The organism is Bacteroides sp. GD17 (assembly GCF_038448625.1).
GTDB lineage: Bacteria > Bacteroidota > Bacteroidia > Bacteroidales > Bacteroidaceae > Bacteroides.
Genome location: NZ_JBCEZS010000006.1, coordinates 125130 through 146001, shown reverse-complemented (window position 1 = coordinate 146001; position 20872 = coordinate 125130). Strand labels below are relative to the sequence as shown.

Here is a 20872-nt window from a genome sequence, read left to right as displayed (position 1 = left end):
TGACTATGACTGCACCCAAAAATGTGTATGACTTGGCACAAGAGCGTCTCGATATTCTTTTTAAAGAATTCGATACGATATGTGTTTCCTTCTCAGGAGGAAAAGATAGTGGCGTGTTGCTGAATTTATGTATAGACTATATTCGTCAGCACAATCTGAACCGTAAGTTGTGCGTATTTCACATGGATTATGAAATACAGTATAGTGTGACTATAGATTATGTAGACCGCATACTGGAAGCAAATAGAGATATTCTGGATGTATACCGTGTCTGTGTACCTTTCCGTGTGACTACCTGCACGTCGATGTATCAAAGCTACTGGCGTCCGTGGCAGGATGATTTGAAAGATATCTGGGTAAGGGAAATGCCAAAGGAGTGCCTGACCAAGGAAACTTTTCCTTTCTATACTGAGGAAATGTGGGACTATGAGTTTCAGATGCATTTTGCCAAATGGCTACATCAAAAGAAGGATGGTGTGCGTTCCTGCTTTCTTATAGGTATACGTACGCAGGAAAGTTTTAATCGTTGGCGTAGTATTCACCTCAACCGGAAGTACCAGATGTATCATAACTACCGATGGACTTCAAAAATTGGCAATGATATCTACAATGCTTATCCTATTTATGACTGGAAAACGACGGATATATGGACTGCCAACGGGAAGTTTGGTTTCGACTATAACCATTTATACGATTTATACTACAAAGCCGGTGTCAATATCGAACGCCAGCGGGTGGCGAGCCCGTTCCTCTGTGAGGCTCAGGAGAGTCTCCGGTTATATCGTGCCATTGACCCCAATACTTGGGGAAGGATGATAGGGCGCGTCAATGGTGTGAATTTCACCGGTATATATGGAGGTACACGTGCCATGGGATGGCAAAATGTACGCTTGCCCGAAGGATATACCTGGAAAAGTTTTATGCAGTTCCTGTTGTCTACTCTGCCCGAAGATACTCGGAGGAATTATCTGAAGAAGTTGACTGTGAGTATTGAGTTTTGGCGTACGAAGGGGGGATGCCTTAGCGATGAGACCATCCAGAAATTACAAAAGGCGGGTATTTCCATTGAAGTGCTGAATAGCACGAACTATAAAACCAATAAGAAGCCGGTGCGCATGGATTATCTGGATGATATAGATATTGCAGAATTCAGGGAAATCCCTACGTACAAGCGGATGTGCATCTGTATTCTTAAGAATGATCATGCCTGTAAGTATATGGGTTTTGCCCTGAATAAAGAAGAAATATATAAGCGAGACAAAATAATGGAACAATTCAAAAATATGATGTTATGAGTGTAGATAAGAGCCCTGTATATAATGTGAAAGCAATTCCGGTGGAGAAGATTCATGCAAACGATTATAATCCGAATGTAGTGGCTCCGCCCGAGATGAAACTTTTGGAACTATCCATCTGGGAAGATGGCTTCACCATGCCATGTGTATGCTACTATGATGGAGAAACGGATCAATATATCCTGGTGGATGGTTTTCACCGCTACCAGGTATTGAAGACATCCAAAAGGATCTATCAACGTGAAAACGGACTGCTTCCTGTAGTGGTAATTGATAAGGAGTTATCCAACCGTATGGCTTCCACTATCCGGCATAATCGTGCCCGTGGTACACATAATATCGAGTTGATGTGCCAGATTGTGGCGGAGTTGGACAGGGCCGGCATGTCCGACGAATGGATTATGAAGAATATCGGTATGGACCGTGACGAAGTGTTGCGTCTGAAACAAATTTCCGGTTTGGCGGATTTGTTTGCGAACAAAGATTTTAGCATTCCGGATAAGAAAGAGGAGTATGTTGCCGATAAATAAAGCGGCTTTTTAGGGGTGGATATTTCAATCCGCCCCTTTTATATTCATTAACATGTGAAATATTTCATTGCAAACTTGCATAATTTGGTCAAATCGCCTACATTTGTGCAGCATAAAAAAGAAGGAGGCAGATTTTTCTGTCTTAAGACTTTATAAAAAAGATTGCATGAAGAAAATTTTGGTTAGCGGAGGTGCCGGTTTTATAGGCTCTCATCTTTGTACACGGCTGATAAATGACGGGCATCAGGTGATTTGTCTGGACAATCTTTTCACCGGTTCGGAAAGGAATATTGCTCACTTGAAAAGTAATCCTCGTTTTGAATTCGTGTTGCACGATGTCGAACAACCCTATGAAGCACAAGTAGATGAGATTTATAATTTGGCCTGCCCTGCTTCTCCTATCCATTATCAATATGATGCTATTAAGACGATAAAAACCTCCGTATTGGGTGCTATTAACATGCTGGGGCTGGCAAAGAAGACGAATGCTAAAATATTGCAGGCTTCTACCAGTGAAGTATATGGTGATCCTGTCGTTCATCCCCAAGTAGAAAGCTATTGGGGAAATGTGAACCCGATAGGCAGTCGTTCTTGTTATGATGAAGGTAAGCGGTGTGCTGAGACTTTGTTTATGGATTATCATCGCCAGAATGGGGTGCGGATCAAGATTATACGCATTTTCAATACGTATGGTCCCCGGATGTTGCCGAATGACGGGCGGGTAGTCTCAAACTTTGTAGTTCAGGCTTTGCAGAACCATGATATAACAATCTACGGTACTGGCAATCAGACCCGTAGTTTCCAGTATATAGACGATTTTATAGAAGGTATGGTGCGCATGATGGATACCGAAGATGATTTTATAGGTCCGATAAATCTGGGAAATCCGAATGAGTTCTCCATTTTGGAATTGGCTGAAAAGGTCATCAAACTGACGAACTCTAAATCGAAACTGGTTTTCAAACCTTTGCCGCACGATGACCCCAGACAACGTCAGCCGGATATTACACTGGCGAAGACAAAATTGGGATGGGCGCCCACCATCGAACTGGAAGAGGGGCTGAAACATATGATAGAGTATTTTAAGGAATATCGTTCCTAACTAAATAGAAATTTGATAACGGGAAAAACAATATAGAAAGATGAACATGGAAATAAATCCTTCTGAGTACAAGATTCTCATCGTTGACGATGTGATGTCAAACGTTTTATTGTTGAAGGTACTCTTGACAAACGAGAAATTTGCAATCGCTACGGCAAGTAACGGACGGCAGGCCTTGGAGCAGGTTAACAAAGAAAATCCAGATTTGATTCTGCTGGATGTCATGATGCCGGACATGAGTGGTTTTGAAGTGGCTCAACATTTGAAGTCGAATCCGGAGACTGCTGAGATTCCAATCATCTTTCTGACGGCATTGAACAGCACGGCAGATATTGTGAAAGGCTTCCAGGTAGGTGCAAACGACTTTATCTCCAAACCCTTCAACAAGGAAGAGTTGATTATCCGCGTCACCCACCAGATTTCTCTGGTAGCTGCTAAACGTCTTATTTTGAGTAAAACAGAAGAACTGAGACGTACCATTGCCGGTCGTGACAAATTGTATTCGGTTATCGCTCATGACTTGCGTTCTCCGATGGGTTCTATCAAGATGGTGCTCAATATGTTGATATTAAACCTGCCGGTTGAGAAGATTGGCAGTGAAATGTATGAGTTGCTGACGATGGCCAATCAGACAACGGAAGATGTATTCTCTCTGTTGGACAATCTGCTGAAGTGGACAAAGAGCCAGATCGGTAAACTGAACGTGGTTTATCAGGATGTGGATGTGGTAGAAGTAGCCGACAGTGTGACTGAGATATTCAATATGGTGGCAAGCCTGAAAAAGATTACAATCCGTGTCGTGAAACCGGAGAAGATGCTTGTTAATGCTGATATTGATATGCTGAAAACGGTAGTTCGCAACTTGTTGAGCAATGCTATCAAGTTCAGCAAAGAGAATTCCGAAGTGCTGATTAAGATGGAGGAAGTAGATGGAATGGCAGTTGTCAGCGTTCAGGACCATGGCTGTGGTATCAGTGAAGAAGGGCAGAAGAAACTGTTGCATACAGATACCCACTTCAGTACATTCGGTACGAACAATGAAGAAGGTTCAGGACTCGGTCTGCTGTTATGCAAAGACTTTGTAACAAAGAACGGCGGAGAGTTGTGGTTCACTTCCACGGAAGGTGAGGGGTCCATATTCGGTTTCTCAATTCCGCTGAAGAAATAATACGAAATCTATAAGATAGGATTTTTCCCATTAATATAAAGGCAGAAAGTCGACGACTTTCTGCCTTTTTTGTTATTTTAAAGTTGGGAAAGTGTTTATCGTTTACACAGGCTTCGGAAGTCACAGTACTCACACTTCTTCGTATCTTCTGTTTGGCTGAAAGTCTCTTCCGGGTTGTAAATTTCCTGCAGAAGCCCTTGTAGCCGTTCGCGGAACTCGTCTTCATAGAAAGTGAAGTTGTTGACGGGCATTTTAGCCTGGCGGGCCGGTCCCATCTCAATGACCGGAGAATAGCTTTCGGAAGCTGCCCGGTGTATGTAGAGCAGGGCGGGGGCTACCTTCAACGACTGCTGGCGACACATGATGGCTGCATATAGGAATGTTTGGAAGATATAGTTAGGACGGTTGTCGGCAGGAGTGAACAGTTGTTCTATATCTTCGGGCGTCTTGGGGGTACCTCCGGTTTTATAGTCCACGATGCGCAGGGTGTCTCCTTTACTGTCCAAGCGGTCGATGGTACCACCTATTTGCAGGGGGAGTTTTCCTTGCGGAGTATCTATCTCCATCACTTCCCTGACGTCTTGCTCCATGCCTTCCATGCAGAAGGGGGCATATTGCAGATCGTTGCGCAACAGCTGGCGCAGGTAGGAGGTGATGACTTTGGAGTGGATGAGCTGCGTACCGTTGTATTCCGGCTGCTCCGTTTGCGGCACGTGGAAGAACTTCTCTTTGAATGCGCTGTCTACGTAGTTCTGAAGCTTGATGTCATTCTTCAGCAGTAGTTCCAGATCTTCCTTGCGTATTTCTTTGCCGTTGGCGGTGAGATCGTTGTACACTAACTCGGCGGAGCGGTGGAAGATGGTTCCGAACAAGGCGGAGTCTATCTCTGCACTCACTTCATCGGGAGCTTTCAGTCCGGCGACGTAGCGGTAATAGAACTTCAGCCGACAGTCCAGATAGGCATTGAGGGCCGACGGGGAGAAGAAGGCGCGGGGGCGGCGCCGGATGTCGTAGGCATGGTACATCTGTTCCAGTATCTCCGGTGTTTTGGTGATCTTGATCTCCCGGCTTTGCTGGGGCGACTGTCCGGCTTCCAGATACTCGCGTGAAATATCGTGCGGCGACTCCACCAGAAATTGCAGCATGAAGCGGGACATCTCTCCACGGTTCAGCCCATCGGAAGCAGTGTTATATAATAAGGTGACGTTTTCGGCACGCTGGATGAGGCGGTAGAAGTAGTAGGCATAGACGGCATTCTTGTGTTCGATGGTAGTCATGCCGAAAGCCCGTCGCAAGTTGTAGGGGATGAAAGACGATTCACCGCCTGCTTTGGGCAGCTGCCCTTCGTTGAGGGAGAGCATGATGAGGTTGCGGAAGTCGAGGTTACGCGTTTCCAGTACGCCCATGACTTGCATGCCGATGGCGGGTTCGCCATGGAAAGGGATGTTGGCAGAGGTCAGCAGCCGGTTCAGCAGACGTTTCAGGGTGTCTGTTTTCAGGCTGCTCAGTTCGCCGGTTTCAATCAGGTTGACCAGGCGGTTGATGAGGGTGTAGCTTTTGAACAAAGATTCGCGGTATAGTTGGTTGAAGATGTCTTCCGCATCTTTCTCTTGGCGGTAGATGGCGGAGACTTCGCGAAGCAGCTCGGTGAGGTAGCGGCAGAGGGCGGCGATACCATTCTGCGGGGTGAATACCTGTTCCAGAAAGCCGTCTTGCTTCAGCTCCGAGGGGAGGGGGTAGAAGCGGTTATCTTCGGTTAGCTGATGTTCCAACGTCTCGGCGGCGGGGGAGAGCCGGCGGGTGTAGGGGTGCTTGAGCACTGCCAGGACGGAGGCGTACGAGTATCGTCCGGTGTCGGTCCGATAACCGGTAGTTTGCAGTTCCACCAGTGCGCTGATAAAACTGTACACAGGGGTCTGTGCCAGTGGGAAACCCATAGTGATGTTGACGTTCTTCACTTCGGAAGGGATGGAGTGCAGAACGGGGAGCAATAGGGTTTCGTTGCAGAGGACGACGGCATTCTCCTTTTCCGTGCAGGCGTCCGTGCCGCCTTTCATGACGGTGCGTACCCATTGGGGCAGATAGCGTGCCTGTGCATTTTCGGTAGAGGCGGAGATGAACCGCACGCTCTTGGGACGGCGCAACACGTCGAATGCTGTTTCCGGCAACTGGTTGGGGAAGACCTTGAGGTTGCGGAGGATGAACTCTCCTGCTTCGTGGGTGTAGGGAGGCTGCTGCTGGCGGGGCAGACGGGTGTAGAAGATGTCGTAATCCCAGTAAAACATCGCTTTTCCGGCATCCTGCAGGAGTTGGAAGAAGCGGGTCTCCACCCGGTTCAGCACGTTGAAGCCCACGAATACATAGCGGTCGTAGCGCAGGTGGTCCGTCCTGAGTTGTTCCATGACGTTGCGATACATCATGCCCTCGTAGGCAATGCCGAGTTCGGTGAGGCGGGTGCGGTAGCGACGGTAGATGTCTCCCAGCTTGTCCCAGAGGGAGATGAACTTCGTTTTCAGCTCCGTACGCCGTTCGATGGAGAAGTTCTGGAAGAATTGCTGGATGGCTTCTTCCTGCTCGCGGTCCAGGAAGTCGTAGTCGTCCATCAGGTTCTTCAAGTCCTGCAGGTTGGTGAAGAGGCGGTCGGCATCCACCAGGTTCTTGTCCACGTCGTCGAAGTCGCTGATGAGCAGTTCGCCCCAGAAGTAGAAGTCGTCCAGCGTCTCCTCGCTGCGGGTCGCTTCGCGGAATACTTTGTAGAGTTCGCACACCAGGCGGATGGGGTCGCCCAGCTTCAAGGGGGACAGCTGGCGGAAGAGTTCGCTGATGCTGACGTAGGCGGGCGACCACAGCGGGCGGTCGGACTGCGCGGCCAGGTATTCGTTGAAGAACAGGCTGGCGCGTTTATTGGGGAAAACGATGGCAGTGCGCGAGAGGTCGCTGCCTATTTTAGAATAAAGGTCGCGGGCGACCAGTTGGAGGAATGTTTCCATAATGCTTATACTTTCTCTATTATTTCTTCTTCTACATACCACAGATAACCTTTGATGCTTTCGGCAGCATAGCCCATGCGGACAAGCAGCTGCACGTAGCCCTGCACCTGTTTATTGTATTTCTTATTTGGCTTACCGAATTTGAAATCCACGACTACGATTTCTCCGTCGCGCATCATTACGCGGTCTGGACGTCGGGTGCGGAGTTCTCCGTTTTCCTGCCAGATGATGTCGCATTCGTTGAACAGTTGCCACTCTCCCGAATACCACTCCTTGACTTGGGGCAGGGAGAAGGCGCGACGGGTCAGCGTGCGTATTTCTTCTTCGGTTTCGGTACGGCCGATGACTCCTTCGAATACAAGTTGGCTGATGGCGTCTTCTATATCATTTTCGGTTTCGATGGCAGAAAACAGGGTATGTAGCAGGCGTCCGCGGTTGATGAAGCGCTGGCTGGATTCCGATTCATCCACTCCGGCGATGAAGTCGGCCGAGCGGTTGGATTGGCGGAATTCGATGTCGTGGAGCATGCTCTCCATGTGGATGGGGAGTTTTACGGGTTTCTGCGATAGCTTGTTGAGGGGGGCAGAGGGGAGGGGATTCTTCGCTTCGCTCTGAATGACGGGAGAGGATGGCTCGACGGCGGAGGGGCAAAGCTCTCCACTTTCGTAGACCGAGGCTTCTTCGTCCCAACTGCCCGTTCCGTTTTCGGCTATGCGCGGCAGAGTATTGGCAAGCAGTTCGGACATAGTGCCCTTCTGGTCTTTCTTGCTCCAAAGAACCAGGTTCTTTCCGGCACGGGTGAAGGCAACGTATAGCAGATTCAGATTATCAACCCACAGCTGCAGGCGTTCGTGGAGGTAATCCTGACGATAAACGGATTCGGCCATTGTGGCGGAGTAGGTTACCGGGACAAGGCTGATGGCGTTGTAAGGCGCTTCGGGTGCGGTGCACCACACAAGCTGATTGTTCGTCTCGTTCTCCAGCTTCCAGTCGCAGAAGGGGATGAGTACGGTGTGGAATTCCAAACCTTTGGATTTATGGATGGAAAGGATGCGGATGCCGTCCATCTCTCCGCTGGGGATGGTTTTGCTGCACAGCGTTTCGTCCCAATAGCGGATAAAGCTGTCCAACTCGGAAGAGTTGCTTTGCAGGTATTCGGTCACTGCATCGAAGAAAGAGAAGAGGTAGGCGTCCTGCTTTTCGATGCAGCTCATGCCGAAGAGGCTGAACAGTTCTTCCAGCAGTTCGTAGAGGGGCATTAAACGCAATTCTTCGATGCGGGCGGTGAAGGCTTCGGGGAGCAGGCTGCCGGGAAGCGGACTGCCGGGGAGCGGGCTTTCAGAAAGGCTCATCGCCAACGAGGCGCGGGCGATCTTGTTTTCCGGATTCGACAGGTAACGCAAGGCATCTATCAGCATGCAGATGGCCAGGGAGGCATCCAGCCGGAAGGCTTCGTCGGAGACTACGGGCAGGTGCAGTTCCTGGTCGAAGTAGTCGGCTATGGGGGGAATGTTCTTGTTCTTGCGGACAAGGATCGTGATATCGTTCAGTTGTATCCCCGCTTCCAATAGTTTTTTAACTTCTTCACCCAGGGAGATAAGGGTTTGCTCCGTATAGTTATGCTCTTCGTCCGGCTCCAGGAAGGAGGTTTTTACGTAACCACGTTCTTCGCTTTTCGGTGATTCCTGAGCAACATCGGCATAGGCGCGCTTCAAAGGGATGCAGTCTTCTTTCAGCTCATCCAGGTGCAGGGTGTTGAGGTAATCTACCGCAGCGGCGAATAGCTGATTGTTGAAGCGGATTACGTTTGTCTCGCTTCTCCGGTTGGTTTTCAACGTTTCCACACGGACGGGGAAGTTGTTTAATGGAGAGTGGATAATGGATAATTCTTCATTACCCAAGCTGTTCAGTATTCCCCAGTCTCCGTTGCGCCAGCGGTAGATGGACTGCTTCACGTCTCCTACAATCAGGCTGTCGGCTCCTTGTGAAAGGCCTTCGAGCAGCAGTAGGCGGAAGTTGTCCCACTGCATGCGGCTGGTGTCCTGGAATTCGTCAATCATCACGTTGCGTATGTTGGCACCGATCTTTTCGAAGACAAACGAGGAGTCGCCTTCGCGCACCAGCTTGTGCAGCAGAGCATTGGTGTCCGATAGCAGGAAGCGGTTGTGCTCGCGGTTCAGGGTGCGTACCTCTTCGTCTATATGGTTGAGGAGTTGCAGCTTGTTGAGGTGCTGCAAGGAAAGGCGGCAACTGTTTATGGTCCTGCTTTTCTGTGGGCGCAGTCTTTCGGCATCTTGCAGCAGAGGCATCAGGCTGCTCTCCGCCAGGCGGATAATCTCGTCTTTGCGTGGGGACGTTTTCGTAGCCCAGTTCTTGGCGTCTGCCAGGCAGTTCTGCAGGGTGGCGGTCATCACATCTTTGTCTGTCAGCTTGCCGTCGCGCAACTTACGGAAGTAGCTGCCGATGCCTCGGGCGCCTCCTTTCAGGTCTTCGGGGACGAGGGCATGTCCGTCCAGTTCGCCTTCGAATTGGTCGTAGAAGCCCTTCATCTGTTCCAGGGCTTCGGTTTCCATTTCGCGCAGTACATCCCGGTAAAGTTTCAGGGTATCGGGGGTGCGCAGGCATTGGCGCAGGGGTTCGCCGCGCTCAATGTAGCTTTCGTCGAAGATGTTGCGGCCGAAACTTTTTACTTCGTTCGATACGTTCCAACGTTTGTCGTCGCGGATGCGTTCGTCGATGTACTCCAGCAACCATGCCAGCACGGGGGAGGTAGGAGTCAGTTTCTCGATGAGGCTGTCTACGGCATCGCTCAGTACTTCGGTGTTGTTCAGTTCGATGTTCAGGTTGGGGCTTAGTTCCAGTTCGCGGGCAAGGTTACGCATCACGGACTGGAAGAAGGAGTCGATGGTTTCTACCCGGAAGCGGCTATAGTCGTGTAGCATGTATTGCAATGCCATTCCGGCGCGTTGGCGCAGTTCTGCATCTTCACCTCCTACCGGGAGTCTCCCTTCACTTTTCATTCTCTCCAGCTCTTCCTTGATACGTGTCAGGTAGGCTTCGGAGGCCGGATCCCTCTGCCAGATGCCGTAGAGTTGTTGCAGAATACGTTCCTTCATCTCGGCTGTGGCCTTGTTGGTGAAGGTTACGGCGAGTATCTGCCGGTAGGCACGGGGATTGAGTATCAGGTGCTTGATGTATTCTACCGCCAGCGTAAAGGTCTTTCCGGAGCCGGCGGAAGCTTTGTATACTAATAGTTCCATGTAGATTTGCTGCAATGAGTTTATCTGCAAACGTACGCAAAAATTGGGAGAAAACTAAATGCTGCTGCGGTTTCTTGAAAGAAATACTTATCTTTGTTGGACATTATTAATAAGGTAAGTATATGAGCAATAAGATTTATCCTATCGGCATTCAGAACTTCGAAAGTCTTCGTAAAGACAATTACTTTTACATTGATAAAACAGCGTTGGTTTATCAATTGATAAGCACCGGACGTTATTACTTTCTCAGCCGTCCGCGTCGTTTCGGAAAGAGCTTGCTTATTTCTACACTCGAAGCCTACTTCCAGGGAAAGAAGGAACTCTTTGAAGGGTTGGCGATGGAAAAGCTCGAAAAGGAATGGATAAAGCATCCCATCCTGCATCTTGATCTCAATATAGAGAAGTATGATACTGAAGAAAGCCTCAACAATATTCTTGAGAGATCGCTGGCCAAGTGGGAAGAACTTTATGGAGCCAATCCATCAGAACGTTCTTTCTCACTGCGTTTTGCGGGAATCATAGAGCGTGCTTACGAGCGAACGGGACAGCGTGTTGTCATACTCATTGACGAATATGACAAGCCCATGCTGCAAGCCATCGGCAACGAAGCTTTGCAAACGGAATTCCGCAATACCTTGAAGCCTTTCTACGGAGCACTGAAGACGATGGACGGGTGCATCAAGTTCGCCTTCCTTACCGGAGTTACGAAGTTTGGTAAAGTAAGCGTATTCAGCGACTTGAACAATCTCGACGATATCTCCATGCACGAACCCTACGTCAGCATTTGTGGGGTGACCGAACAAGAGATACACGACAATCTTGAAGAAGAACTTCACGAACTGGCTGCTGCCCGTAAGATGACTTACGAAGAAGCATGTGCCGAATTGAAGGAATGTTACGATGGCTACCATTTTGCCGAAGATACCGAAGGCATCTACAATCCTTTCAGCCTGCTCAATACTTTTAAATATTATAAGTTCGGCAGCTACTGGTTCGAGACGGGGACTCCTACCTACTTGGTAGAGTTGCTGAAGCGCAGTCATTACGATTTAGAGAGCATGACACATGCCGAAACATACGCCGATGTGCTGAACAGTATCTATGGTGATGAAGAGCCTTTGCCGGTTATCTTCCAAAGCGGTTATCTTACGATTAAGGGGTACGATCAGGAGTTTGGGCTTTATCGTCTTGGTTTTCCTAATCGGGAGGTCGAAGAAGGTTTTGTCAAGTTCCTGCTTCCTTATTATACCCGTTTCAATAAATTCGAAGCCTCGTTCGAGATACAGAAGTTTGTCCGTGAGATACGTGCCGGAGAGCCGGATGCGTTCTTTAAACGCTTGCAGAGTTTCTTTGCCGATACTCCATACGAATTAATTCGCGACTTGGAACTTCATTATCAGAATGTGCTTTTCATTGTCTTTAAATTAGTGGGCTTCTACACCAAGGCAGAATATCATACCTGCGAAGGCCGCATAGACCTTGTTGTGCAGACCGACCGATTCATCTACGTGATGGAGTTCAAGCTGGAAGGTACGGCAGAAGAGGCATTGCAGCAAATCAATGACAAGCACTATGCGCAGCCTTTTGAAGCGGACGAACGAAAACTCTTCAAGATTGGTATTAACTTCAGTGCAGAGACGCGTAATATTGAGCGGTGGCTTGTAGAGACGCGTGAATGACGGTATGAATCGTGAATAAATTACCTTAGGACAGAAAAAGTGTAGTAATTGTCGGAAAATAAGACAATTAGGAGGGGTAAAGCGTTCATTAAACGTTCGTTTTTTGAACGCCCACAAAGGTAATGTTTTTTCTCGGTTAATCATACATATCAATGACTTTTTTTCTTCTTTTATTGTACTGTTAGTCAGTGTATTTAACTGCAAAGGCTATCAATATATGCGAAAAGCGTTCATTAAGCGTTCAAAAAACGAACGTTTAATGAACGCTTTTTGCAAGCATAACCATTTAATTAACAGTAAAATATGGACAAACAAAAGGAACGGTATGTATCTCCCCGTATTGAAGTGATACAGATAGAGAACGAAGGCAGCGTAATGGCTGCCAGTGGTAACTTGCCCTCTCCGGGCGATAGCGGCAGCGGTTACAGCAGTGCAAGCACTTATCGCAGTGGCTCTTCCCGCACCTACAGCGGTGCAAGTAGCAGTGATCTTGAAGATTTGATAAACGACATTCTAACCGTAGAACAATGATGAATCCCTTGAAACTTACAAGTGCAGTGCTGATGCTTGCACTGGCAGCTCTTGCCTCAGGCTGTGCTGCCGACGATGAACTGACGGGCACCACTCCCGATTCCTGTAGCAAGGACCGACAAATGACCATTACCGTGGCTACAAGTACCGATGCCACTACCCGCGTAGCTTACGATGAGAACAAAGTGGGCTCGGCAGGTGTCCTGACTTGGGAAGAAGGAGACAAACTGACCGTAGTAGGCTTCGATGAAAGCGGCTCCTATCAAGGACAAGCGGAGTACACTTTGTCTTCCGAAGCAGGCGACACGAAAGGCTCTTTTACCGGAAGCGAGATTGCCAATGCCACCAAGTACAATGTTTATTACCCCTCTACCGTGACCGTGGACGAGACTACAGGCGCCGCCACTTCCGCCCTCTCCACCCAAAATCAAGACGGCAACAACAGCGCCGCCCATCTTCACAACAATATCTTCCTGCAAGCAACCGGTGTAACCGATTTAGGCAATATCAGGCTTGGCATGAAAAGCAGTATCATGAAGTTCGAACTAAGCAATGTACCCAAAGAAGTAGGCACGCTGAAAACCTTGACGTGGGCAGTGGAAACCGCGGATGGCTTTAAGAACTTGGAGTTGGCATTTCCTACAGAAGGAAATGTAGTAACCTTCAGTGACGGCAATCAAGAGCTTACCGCCTATCTTGCCTTTATGTCCGATGATATGTCGGTAAAGGCGAACGGCAAGTTCAGCGTAATATTAAGAGGTGATAAGACTTATTATGCCGAAACTACCATCATTGATGGAAAGGCTTATACCGAAAACTTGCGCTATACTACCAAGATAGACGGTAGCAGTGGTACAATGGAGTGGAAAGAGCCCATCACTGTACAGACTACGGTTGCGTCCGGCTCCAATTACTACAATGGCTTTACTATGGAAATTGGCTCCTGGAAAGCCGATGCTCCTGCCGAACAGATAACTTTGGGCAGTGCCATCGTTGCTGATGGTGCAGCTATCATTTTCGCTGATTTAAGTGCATATATCGGCAAGGATATTTGGGTCTGCATCCCCAAGGTTGTGAAGTTCTTCCATACGCTGACTGCGGACGAGGTGAATAACAAGGTATTGACCTTGCCCGACAAGGATGCAGGCAGCATATTGCTGAAAGATAACAATTATAAAGCCGGTGACAATTATTATAAGAACGATTGGATTGTCGCTCTCTACGTGGGCATCAACGAAGATGGCAGTACCGATGCTGATGCCACTCCCCTCTATTGGGCTACGGGTAATCTCATTGCCACGAAGACAGGCAGTGGCGATAACGATGTTGCTTTCCATATCGCTACTGATACGGAAACCAAGGGTGAAACTACTACTACAGACTATCAGAGTTACTCCAACCGTTCCATCGGTAGTCAGTGGGACCTGTTTGGTTGGGGTGATGCTACAGGGTTGAAGACGAGTCAGAACAATGGTGATTATGGCCCCTCCGGTGCTGCCAATATCTGCGGTAACGCCTCTTACGACATCGCTCGTGCACAGCTTGGCGGTAGTTGGCATCTTTTTGGCAGAATCGAAATGGAAAGCATGTACAGGTTGTTAGCTTCTTCCGGCTCTTGGGATAATACAGTTCAAATACGGTCTTACACTTATACTATAAGTAATAGTAGTATCACTAATACCCTCGCGTTTCCCGCGGCGGGTTATCGCGAAGGGACGGGGGTGATCACCCATCGCGCCTACGGCTACTACTGGAATGGTGCTAGGAACTCTTCGAACATCTCGCAGTGCTTGTGCATCTACTTTGGCGACGCCCTCGAGACCAGCTTTAATTGCTACTGCGGCTGTTCTGTACGTCCCGTCTCAGAATAAAGGCGGCCTTGTGCCGCCGCTTAACTCTTTCAATTATTTGAGAAAACCTTCCCCCCGCTTTGCGGGGTCAAAACATAGAATTTCCCCGCCCTGCTCTCCCCGTCCGTNTGTGTCTCCGCTTGATAATTTTAATTATTTGAGAAAATCTTACCCCGCGAAACCTCATGAAGTGGGGTTGAAATATAAAACTTCCTCGCCCTGCTCTCCTCATCCGTCAGCATCGCCTGACCCGATGAGGGAGAGCGGGGCTTTTTATAACTCATTTTAATTAACCATTTAAACTTAAAGACAATGGCAGAAGAAATCCATTATCAAATCAACGGCCAACTGGCGGACAACACCGTGACCGTTGACAACAAGGAAGATATGATCCTTGTCCCCGTCTCCATCGGCACTGCCGATGAAGCACGTATCATCGCCGAGATGAAAGCCGAAGACTCCGGCCTTCGCGAAGAAACCATCCGGCACGTCCACGACCTGGAGAAGCGCGTGGTGCAGCGCCTGCTGATGAGCGGTTATTCCGTCAATGCCGGGCTGTACTACGCCAGTACCAGCTTCCGCGGCGTCATCGAAGGTTCCGCATGGGATGCATCGAAGAACTCCATCGTGGTGAACTTCAACATGGGTGCCGACTTGCGCGAAGCCATCAAGAAGACCACGGTCAATATTATCGGTGAGAAAGGTGCAGCGATGTACATCGGCGGCGTAACGGATGCCTCGACCCGTGCCACGGATGCCAGCGCCACGGCAGGCCGCGCCTTCACTTTGAAGGGCAGCAAGCTGAAGAACGTGGGTGGGGATCCAAGCGTAGGTATCACGCTGACTTCGGAAAGTGGCGCCGTCACCAAGATTACGGAAGACCTCTTTGTGAAGAACAATCCTTCGGAAGTAATCTTTATCATCCCTGCCGATCTCAGCAACGGTACGTATACCTTGAAACTGACTACGCAGTATGCCGGTACCGGCAAAAATCTGCTGAAGTCTCCGCGCAGTGTAGAGAAGACTATCTATATCGGTACTGCTCCTGCAGGCGGTGGCAGTCAAGGCGGTGGTAGTCAAGGCGGTGGTAGCGGTTCCGACGGCGATCAAAGCGAAAATCCATTGGGATAACACCGGGAATCACTCGAAATGACGCCGTAATGATATGTAGACTATCTCCCATTCCCCTCCTCTTGGGAGGAGGGGTGCCCGAAGGGCGGGGTGGTAGAGGGCATAATACAGAAAAATCATATTTTCAAAGGTTTCTTTCTTCACCTACCACCTCCCCCCGTTGGGGTACTCCTCCTCCTAGGAGGAGGAGAATTGAGATAGTCTCATTCACATTTTCTCCTTACCAGGGTAGGCATCCTTCCCTTACCAGGGTATACGTCCTTCCCTTACCGAGGAAGGCACCTTTCCTTTACCAGGGTAGGCATCCTTTCCTTTATACTTCGTACACCCTGCACTGTTTTCCGGCAGCAATATACACCACATAGGTACGTATCCGGTACTTGGGGAATTGGCGGCCGAATCCTTCGGCATAGCCTTTCACTTGCGCCACGTCTTCGGCTCGGGCCTCGGTCAGTGCTTTCACCACAGCAGCTTCTTTAGCTTTGAAGTATTTAAATTCCACGATGCGGCAATCGTTGTGAAACGCTGTACCGGGAATGCCGTTCATCACCAGGTCCGCCCGTCCGCCGGGCAGGTTCTGCTCTACGGCGAAAGTATAGCACTGGCTCAGATAGCGGCTCAACACCTCGTAGAAGGAGCAGCGGATGAAGTTCTCGTTCAGCTTGTCGAACACCTGGGCAGGGAACTGGCCGAGGTATTCCTTGAAGTAATTCTCGACAAGCGGTTCCAACTGTCGGTCACCGTAGACGTAGTGTTCGTAGACGGGTACGAAGCGACGGGCGTCACTGCTTATCTGGTTCAGGTCGTTGTAGTAGTCCATGTAGATGCTGCGGGCGGTCAGGTTGGGCAGTGTCATCTTGTAGGCATTCCTTAGCGTCGTCATCCCCAGGTAGTAGAGGCTGATGGGATAGAACTTCGGCTCGAAAAACTTCTGCTTGTTAAACTTGCTGCGCAGGTCGGGCTGCGAGTAGATAAGTTCATCGTCTATCACCAGCGCGTCCAGCATCCCACGGGCATTTTCCAGCGTGATGGTGAGCCGACGGATCCAATTGATGTCGGTGCGGAGGTTCTCGTCCACCATCTCGTCGGGGATGCCGCCTTTCAGCTCGGCAAAGTTCTTGAAAAAATACGTCAGTATAGTGGAGTTGAACAGCGGGCGGGCATTGGGCAAGAAGCGGTAGCCGTCGTAATTGTTCACGATGAGTTGCCATAGCTCATCGAAGCGGTCTTCGTTGTTGCCATATTTGCGGATGACGTAGCGCAGGTATTCTGCTGCTTCGTCATGGTTGAAGCCCAGCATTTCGGTGAATTCGGGTTTCAGGGTGAGGATCTCGGCTATGTTGTAGCCACTGGTCAGGTCGTCCATCGTCACGGGCAGCACGCCGGTGCAGAAGCAGGTGCGGATGGAACCTTCGCCGATGCCTGCCTTGATGACCTTGAAGAAGGTACGCAGGAAACTTTCGCCGGTAGTGACGTTCTCGTACAGCGGGTCTTTGTAGGCGGTGAGTAGTTGGTTGGTGAAGTTGTCGTACTCGTCGATAAGGATATAGACTTTGGGTAAGCCGTGTTGCTGGGCGTAACTAAGAGTTTCTTCCAGCATCTGTATGGCATTGCCTCGGGTGCTGAACCGGAAGTCGCCGAAGAGGTCACGATTATGTTCCACCATGATTTCTACGGGGCCGCAGTTCAATATGTTGAAGTTCTCTTCCAGCCCTTCCATCGTGTCGCTCATCACCATCTTGGAGAAGTCGTAGCGGACAACCATGTATTGGTTGTGCTCCGCTGTAGGATTTTCCCCGATGTACGTGCCACTGAAAAGTTCCTCGAAGCGGGAGGCCTTGCTGCGGTCGTAGTAATGTGCCAGCGTGGACACCAGCAGACTCTTGCCAAAACGGCGGGGACGCAGGAAGACGGGGGCGTTATAATGTTCTAAAGAAGGGATGAATTGAGTCTTATCCACATAGTAAAACCCGCGTTCGCGCATTTCTGCGAAGTTTGCCACGGCATAGGGAATGGTGAGAGTTGTTATCATAAGGCTATTGCTTTTAAAGTACAACGTATCTGCAAAGATAATGCAAACCGAGTGCAGAATAAAATGAACTTGTTCATTTTTTATGCTGAGGTGCAGCTTATTTTCGCTTTGAGGCAAAGATAATGGTTTCCTGCCGGATTGCAACTTCCTTCGGGTATAAAAGAAGGTGTCTCTTTCTTCAACTTTTTCGTCTTTTATTTGTTCTTTATATAAAAGTGTTTTATATTTGTAATCATTATAAATTATTGCCGGCATGAAGCAGACTGTGATAAACATCGGGCGTTTCTATTTGGAAGGCTTTCGGAGTATGACGATCGGGCGTACTTTGTGGCTTATCATTTTGGTGAAGCTATTCATCATGTTCTTTATCCTCCGTCTTTTCTTCTTCCCCAATTTCCTGAATTCCCCCGCTGTGGGCGATGACAAAGAAGACTACGTCAGCCGGGAACTGATTATCAGAGCTTCCGATGATGCCTCCCCTCGTAATTAATAACTCATAACTTATAATTAACTCTACTCTTATGCTTGAAAACATTGACACTTCCCTCATTGACTGGTCGAGAGCACAATTTGCCTTGACTGCTATCTATCACTGGATTTTTGTACCGCTCACCCTGGGACTGGCGGTTATTATGGGTATCATGGAAACAGCGTACTACCGTACGGGCGACGAATTCTGGAAACGTACTGCCAAGTTCTGGATGAAAATCTTCGGTATCAACTTTGCCGTAGGCGTGGCCACGGGACTGATTCTGGAGTTTGAATTCGGTACGAACTGGAGTAACTACAGCTGGTTTGTGGGCGACATCTTCGGTGCACCGCTTGCTATCGAAGGCATCTTGGCGTTCTTTATGGAGGCTACGTTCATCGCAGTCATGTTCTTCGGTTGGGAGAAGGTGAGCAAGCGCTTTCATCTGGCTTCCACCTGGCTTACGGGGCTGGGTGCTACAATTTCGGCCTGGTGGATTCTTGTTGCCAATGCGTGGATGCAGAACCCGGTAGGCATGGAGTTCAACCCTGATACGGCGCGTAACGAGATGGTGGACTTCTGGGCGGTGGCTACTTCGCCGATGGCGGTCAACAAGTTCTTCCATAGCATATTGTCCGGCTGGGTGCTGGCGGCAGTGTTCGTGGTAGGCGTAAGTTGCTGGTATTTGTGGAAGAAGCGCGACAAGAAGTTTGCCGTGGCAAGTATTAAGATTGCTGCGTGGGTAGGTCTGTGTGCTGCCGTGTTGTCTGCTTGGACGGGCGACGGTTCGGGCTATCAGGTGGCACAGAAGCAGCCTATGAAGTTGGCTGCTATGGAAGGCTATTATGAAGGACAGCAAGGTGCCGGGCTGGTGGCTTTCGGTATACTGAATCCGGACAAGAAGACACCTCAGGATGGAGTCAACCCGTTCCTCTTCCGGGTAGAGATTCCGAAGATGCTTTCGTTACTGGCAGAGCGCAAGGTGGATGCTTTCGTTCCGGGCATCAACAATCTGCTGCAGGGCGGCTATCCGTTGAAGGACGGCACCACGGCCCTCTCGGCAGAAGAGAAGATAGAGCGCGGCAAGACTGCTATTGCTGCATTTGCCGCCTACCGTGCTGCCAAGGCTGCCGGAAACAGTGCAGATGCAGAGGTGGCTGCCAAAGTGTTGAAAGATAATGTGGCTTACTTCGGCTACGGTTATATTAAAGATGTAAATGAGTTGGTACCGAACGTGCCGCTTACGTTTTATATGTTCCGTGTGATGGTAATCCTGGGAGGATATTTTATTCTCTTCTTCATCGTGCTGCTATTCCTGGTCTATAAGAAGGATTTGTCGCAGATGCGCTGGATGCATTGGGTGGCTATGCTGACCATTCCGCTGGGTTATCTTGCCGGGCAGGCCGGCTGGGTGGTTGCAGAATGCGGCCGCCAGCCGTGGGCCATACAAGATATGTTGCCTACAAGCGCTGCCATCTCTAAACTGGATGTCAGTTCCGTGCAAACAACGTTCTTCATCTTCCTCGTGCTCTTCACCATCATGCTGATAGCCGAGGTGGGGATTATGCTGAAGGCGATAAAGAAAGGACCGGAGAAATAGTGATCAGCCTTTTACAATCTCACATTATATAATATATACAATTATGAACACATATACTTTTCTTCAACAATATTGGTGGTTTGTAGTCTCCTTGTTAGGGGCTATTCTGGTATTCCTGCTGTTTGTGCAGGGAGGTAATTCGCTGCTGTTCTGCCTGGGCAAGACGGAAGAGCAGAAGAAGATGATGATTAACTCTACGGGGCGGAAGTGGGAGTTTACGTTTACTACGCTCGTCACGTTCGGTGGGGCGTTCTTTGCTTCGTTCCCGTTGTTCTATAGCACCAGTTTTGGCGGGGCCTATTGGTTGTGGATGATTATCCTGTTCAGCTTTGTACTGCAGGCTGTGAGCTATGAGTTCCAGTCGAAGGCGGGTAATCTGCTGGGCAAGACGACGTATCGCACGTTTTTGGTGATAAACGGGGTGGTAGGTCCGGTGCTGCTGGGTGGAGCGGTGGCTACGTTTTTCACAGGGTCGGACTTTTACATCAATAAGGGCAATATAGCCGATGCGGCAATGCCGGTCATCAGCCAGTGGGGCAATGCGGGACATGGACTCGATGCACTGCTCAATCCCTGGAATGTAGTGCTGGGACTGGCGGTATTCTTCCTGGCGCGTATCCTTGGTTCGCTCTATTTCATCAATAATATCAATGAAGAGGATTTGCTGAAGCGGTGCCGTCGTGCGTTGTGGGGAAATACGGGACTGTTCCTGGTGTTCTTCCTGGCATTCGTTATCCGCACGCTGGTGGCCGAAGGTTTTGCAGTCAACCCGGAGACGGGAGAGGTGTTTATGGAGCCTTACAAGTATCTGACGAATTTCCTCGAAATGCCGATAGTGTTGATTGTGTTCCTGGTAGGTGTACTGGCAGTGCTTTGGGGAATTATTCGTACGCTGTGGAAGCCTGCATTCGATAAAGGGATCTGGTTTGCAGGAGTGGGCACGGTGCTGACGGTGCTTGCGTTACTGCTCGTAGCCGGATATAACAATACGGCTTATTATCCTTCTACCACCGATTTGCAAAGCTCCCTGACGCTTGCCAACAGTTGCTCCAGCCAGTTCACGCTGAAGACGATGGCATACGTTTCCATTCTTGTTCCGTTTGTGCTGGCGTACATCTTTTATGCATGGCGCAGCATCGATAATAGGAAGATTGATGTGAAGGAGATGGAAGAAGGGGGACATACGTATTGATTTAGATAAATGGGAATTTACGGAGTATCTCAAATTCCTCCGC

14 protein-coding genes are annotated in these 20872 nt (G+C 49.3%); 11 read left to right on the top strand and 3 right to left on the bottom strand.

All coding sequences use genetic code 11. The features are described 5' to 3' along the window. Positions 1–5: 5 nt before the first annotated feature. From AAE250_RS11425 to AAE250_RS11410, 4 genes are all read left to right on the top strand, one after another. Positions 6–1295, top strand: coding sequence for a DUF3440 domain-containing protein (locus tag AAE250_RS11425; RefSeq protein WP_294601223.1), 1290 nt, complete (start codon positions 6–8; stop codon positions 1293–1295). After that, the gene (locus tag AAE250_RS11420; RefSeq protein ID WP_294601225.1) at positions 1292–1825 is read left to right on the top strand and encodes an IbrB-like domain-containing protein; all 534 of its coding nucleotides are present in this window, start codon (positions 1292–1294) and stop codon (positions 1823–1825) included. Before AAE250_RS11425 ends, AAE250_RS11420 begins: the two co-directional genes overlap by 4 nt. A gap of 166 nt (positions 1826–1991) precedes the next feature. Beyond that, the gene (locus AAE250_RS11415) at positions 1992–2927 is read left to right on the top strand and encodes a UDP-glucuronic acid decarboxylase family protein (RefSeq protein WP_294601227.1); all 936 of its coding nucleotides are present in this window, start codon (positions 1992–1994) and stop codon (positions 2925–2927) included. 40 nt (positions 2928–2967) lie between these two features. Next, positions 2968–4095, top strand: a complete 1128-nt coding sequence (locus AAE250_RS11410) for an ATP-binding response regulator (protein ID WP_294601229.1) — start codon at positions 2968–2970, stop codon at positions 4093–4095. Between the two features lie 95 nt (positions 4096–4190). Here AAE250_RS11410 and AAE250_RS11405 read toward each other — a convergent pair whose 3' ends face one another. Together AAE250_RS11405 and AAE250_RS11400 are read right to left on the bottom strand one after the other, a co-directional pair. Beyond that, a complete protein-coding gene (locus AAE250_RS11405) occupies positions 4191–7085 on the bottom strand; it encodes a PD-(D/E)XK nuclease family protein (protein ID WP_294601231.1) in 2895 nt (964 codons plus the stop codon). Positions 7086–7090: 5 nt separating this feature from the next. Continuing rightward, positions 7091–10345, bottom strand: a complete 3255-nt coding sequence (locus AAE250_RS11400; RefSeq protein WP_294601233.1) for a UvrD-helicase domain-containing protein — start codon at positions 10343–10345, stop codon at positions 7091–7093. A gap of 122 nt (positions 10346–10467) precedes the next feature. On the opposite strand from AAE250_RS11400, the gene AAE250_RS11395 reads away from it, so the two are divergent. The 4 genes from AAE250_RS11395 to AAE250_RS11380 all read left to right on the top strand — a co-directional run bounded on the left by AAE250_RS11395 (position 10468) and on the right by AAE250_RS11380 (position 15536). Then, a complete protein-coding gene (locus AAE250_RS11395; protein ID WP_294601235.1) occupies positions 10468–12024 on the top strand; it encodes an ATP-binding protein in 1557 nt (518 codons plus the stop codon). Positions 12025–12327: 303 nt separating this feature from the next. Next, positions 12328–12555: a hypothetical protein gene (locus AAE250_RS11390; RefSeq protein ID WP_342288911.1), complete on the top strand. Its 228-nt coding sequence runs from the start codon at positions 12328–12330 to the stop codon at positions 12553–12555. Beyond that, positions 12552–14426, top strand: a complete 1875-nt coding sequence (locus AAE250_RS11385) for a hypothetical protein (RefSeq protein WP_342288910.1) — start codon at positions 12552–12554, stop codon at positions 14424–14426. The genes AAE250_RS11390 and AAE250_RS11385 overlap by 4 nt, the downstream gene beginning before the upstream one ends. Positions 14427–14717: 291 nt before the next feature. Continuing rightward, complete coding sequence (locus tag AAE250_RS11380) at positions 14718–15536, top strand: DUF4469 domain-containing protein (RefSeq protein WP_294603534.1); 819 nt, start codon at positions 14718–14720, stop codon at positions 15534–15536. Positions 15537–15849: 313 nt separating this feature from the next. Here AAE250_RS11380 and AAE250_RS11375 read toward each other — a convergent pair whose 3' ends face one another. Next, positions 15850–17568: an ATP-binding protein gene (locus AAE250_RS11375; RefSeq protein ID WP_294603531.1), complete on the bottom strand. Its 1719-nt coding sequence runs from the start codon at positions 17566–17568 to the stop codon at positions 15850–15852. Positions 17569–17821: 253 nt separating this feature from the next. On the opposite strand from AAE250_RS11375, the gene AAE250_RS11370 reads away from it, so the two are divergent. From AAE250_RS11370 to AAE250_RS11360, 3 genes are read left to right on the top strand one after another with little or no spacing between them, the layout of a single operon-like run. Then, on the top strand, positions 17822–18058 hold the full coding sequence (locus AAE250_RS11370; protein ID WP_294603528.1) for a DUF4492 domain-containing protein: 237 nt from the start codon (positions 17822–17824) through the stop codon (positions 18056–18058). 31 nt (positions 18059–18089) lie between these two features. Then, complete coding sequence (locus AAE250_RS11365) at positions 18090–19637, top strand: cytochrome ubiquinol oxidase subunit I (RefSeq protein ID WP_294603523.1); 1548 nt, start codon at positions 18090–18092, stop codon at positions 19635–19637. A 43-nt stretch (positions 19638–19680) separates the two neighbouring features. After that, complete coding sequence (locus AAE250_RS11360) at positions 19681–20829, top strand: cytochrome d ubiquinol oxidase subunit II (protein WP_294603522.1); 1149 nt, start codon at positions 19681–19683, stop codon at positions 20827–20829. Positions 20830–20872 lie beyond the last annotated feature (43 nt).

Coding starts and splice junctions, on each gene's coding strand:
- AAE250_RS11425 (WP_294601223.1), top strand. CDS start 6: ATGACTGCACCCAAAAATGTGTATGACTTGGCACAAGAGCGTCTCGAT.
- AAE250_RS11420 (WP_294601225.1), top strand. CDS start 1,292: ATGAGTGTAGATAAGAGCCCTGTATATAATGTGAAAGCAATTCCGGTG.
- AAE250_RS11415 (WP_294601227.1), top strand. CDS start 1,992: ATGAAGAAAATTTTGGTTAGCGGAGGTGCCGGTTTTATAGGCTCTCAT.
- AAE250_RS11410 (WP_294601229.1), top strand. CDS start 2,968: ATGAACATGGAAATAAATCCTTCTGAGTACAAGATTCTCATCGTTGAC.
- AAE250_RS11405 (WP_294601231.1), bottom strand. CDS start 7,085: ATGGAAACATTCCTCCAACTGGTCGCCCGCGACCTTTATTCTAAAATA.
- AAE250_RS11400 (WP_294601233.1), bottom strand. CDS start 10,345: ATGGAACTATTAGTATACAAAGCTTCCGCCGGCTCCGGAAAGACCTTT.
- AAE250_RS11395 (WP_294601235.1), top strand. CDS start 10,468: ATGAGCAATAAGATTTATCCTATCGGCATTCAGAACTTCGAAAGTCTT.
- AAE250_RS11390 (WP_342288911.1), top strand. CDS start 12,328: ATGGACAAACAAAAGGAACGGTATGTATCTCCCCGTATTGAAGTGATA.
- AAE250_RS11385 (WP_342288910.1), top strand. CDS start 12,552: ATGATGAATCCCTTGAAACTTACAAGTGCAGTGCTGATGCTTGCACTG.
- AAE250_RS11380 (WP_294603534.1), top strand. CDS start 14,718: ATGGCAGAAGAAATCCATTATCAAATCAACGGCCAACTGGCGGACAAC.
- AAE250_RS11375 (WP_294603531.1), bottom strand. CDS start 17,568: ATGATAACAACTCTCACCATTCCCTATGCCGTGGCAAACTTCGCAGAA.
- AAE250_RS11370 (WP_294603528.1), top strand. CDS start 17,822: ATGAAGCAGACTGTGATAAACATCGGGCGTTTCTATTTGGAAGGCTTT.
- AAE250_RS11365 (WP_294603523.1), top strand. CDS start 18,090: ATGCTTGAAAACATTGACACTTCCCTCATTGACTGGTCGAGAGCACAA.
- AAE250_RS11360 (WP_294603522.1), top strand. CDS start 19,681: ATGAACACATATACTTTTCTTCAACAATATTGGTGGTTTGTAGTCTCC.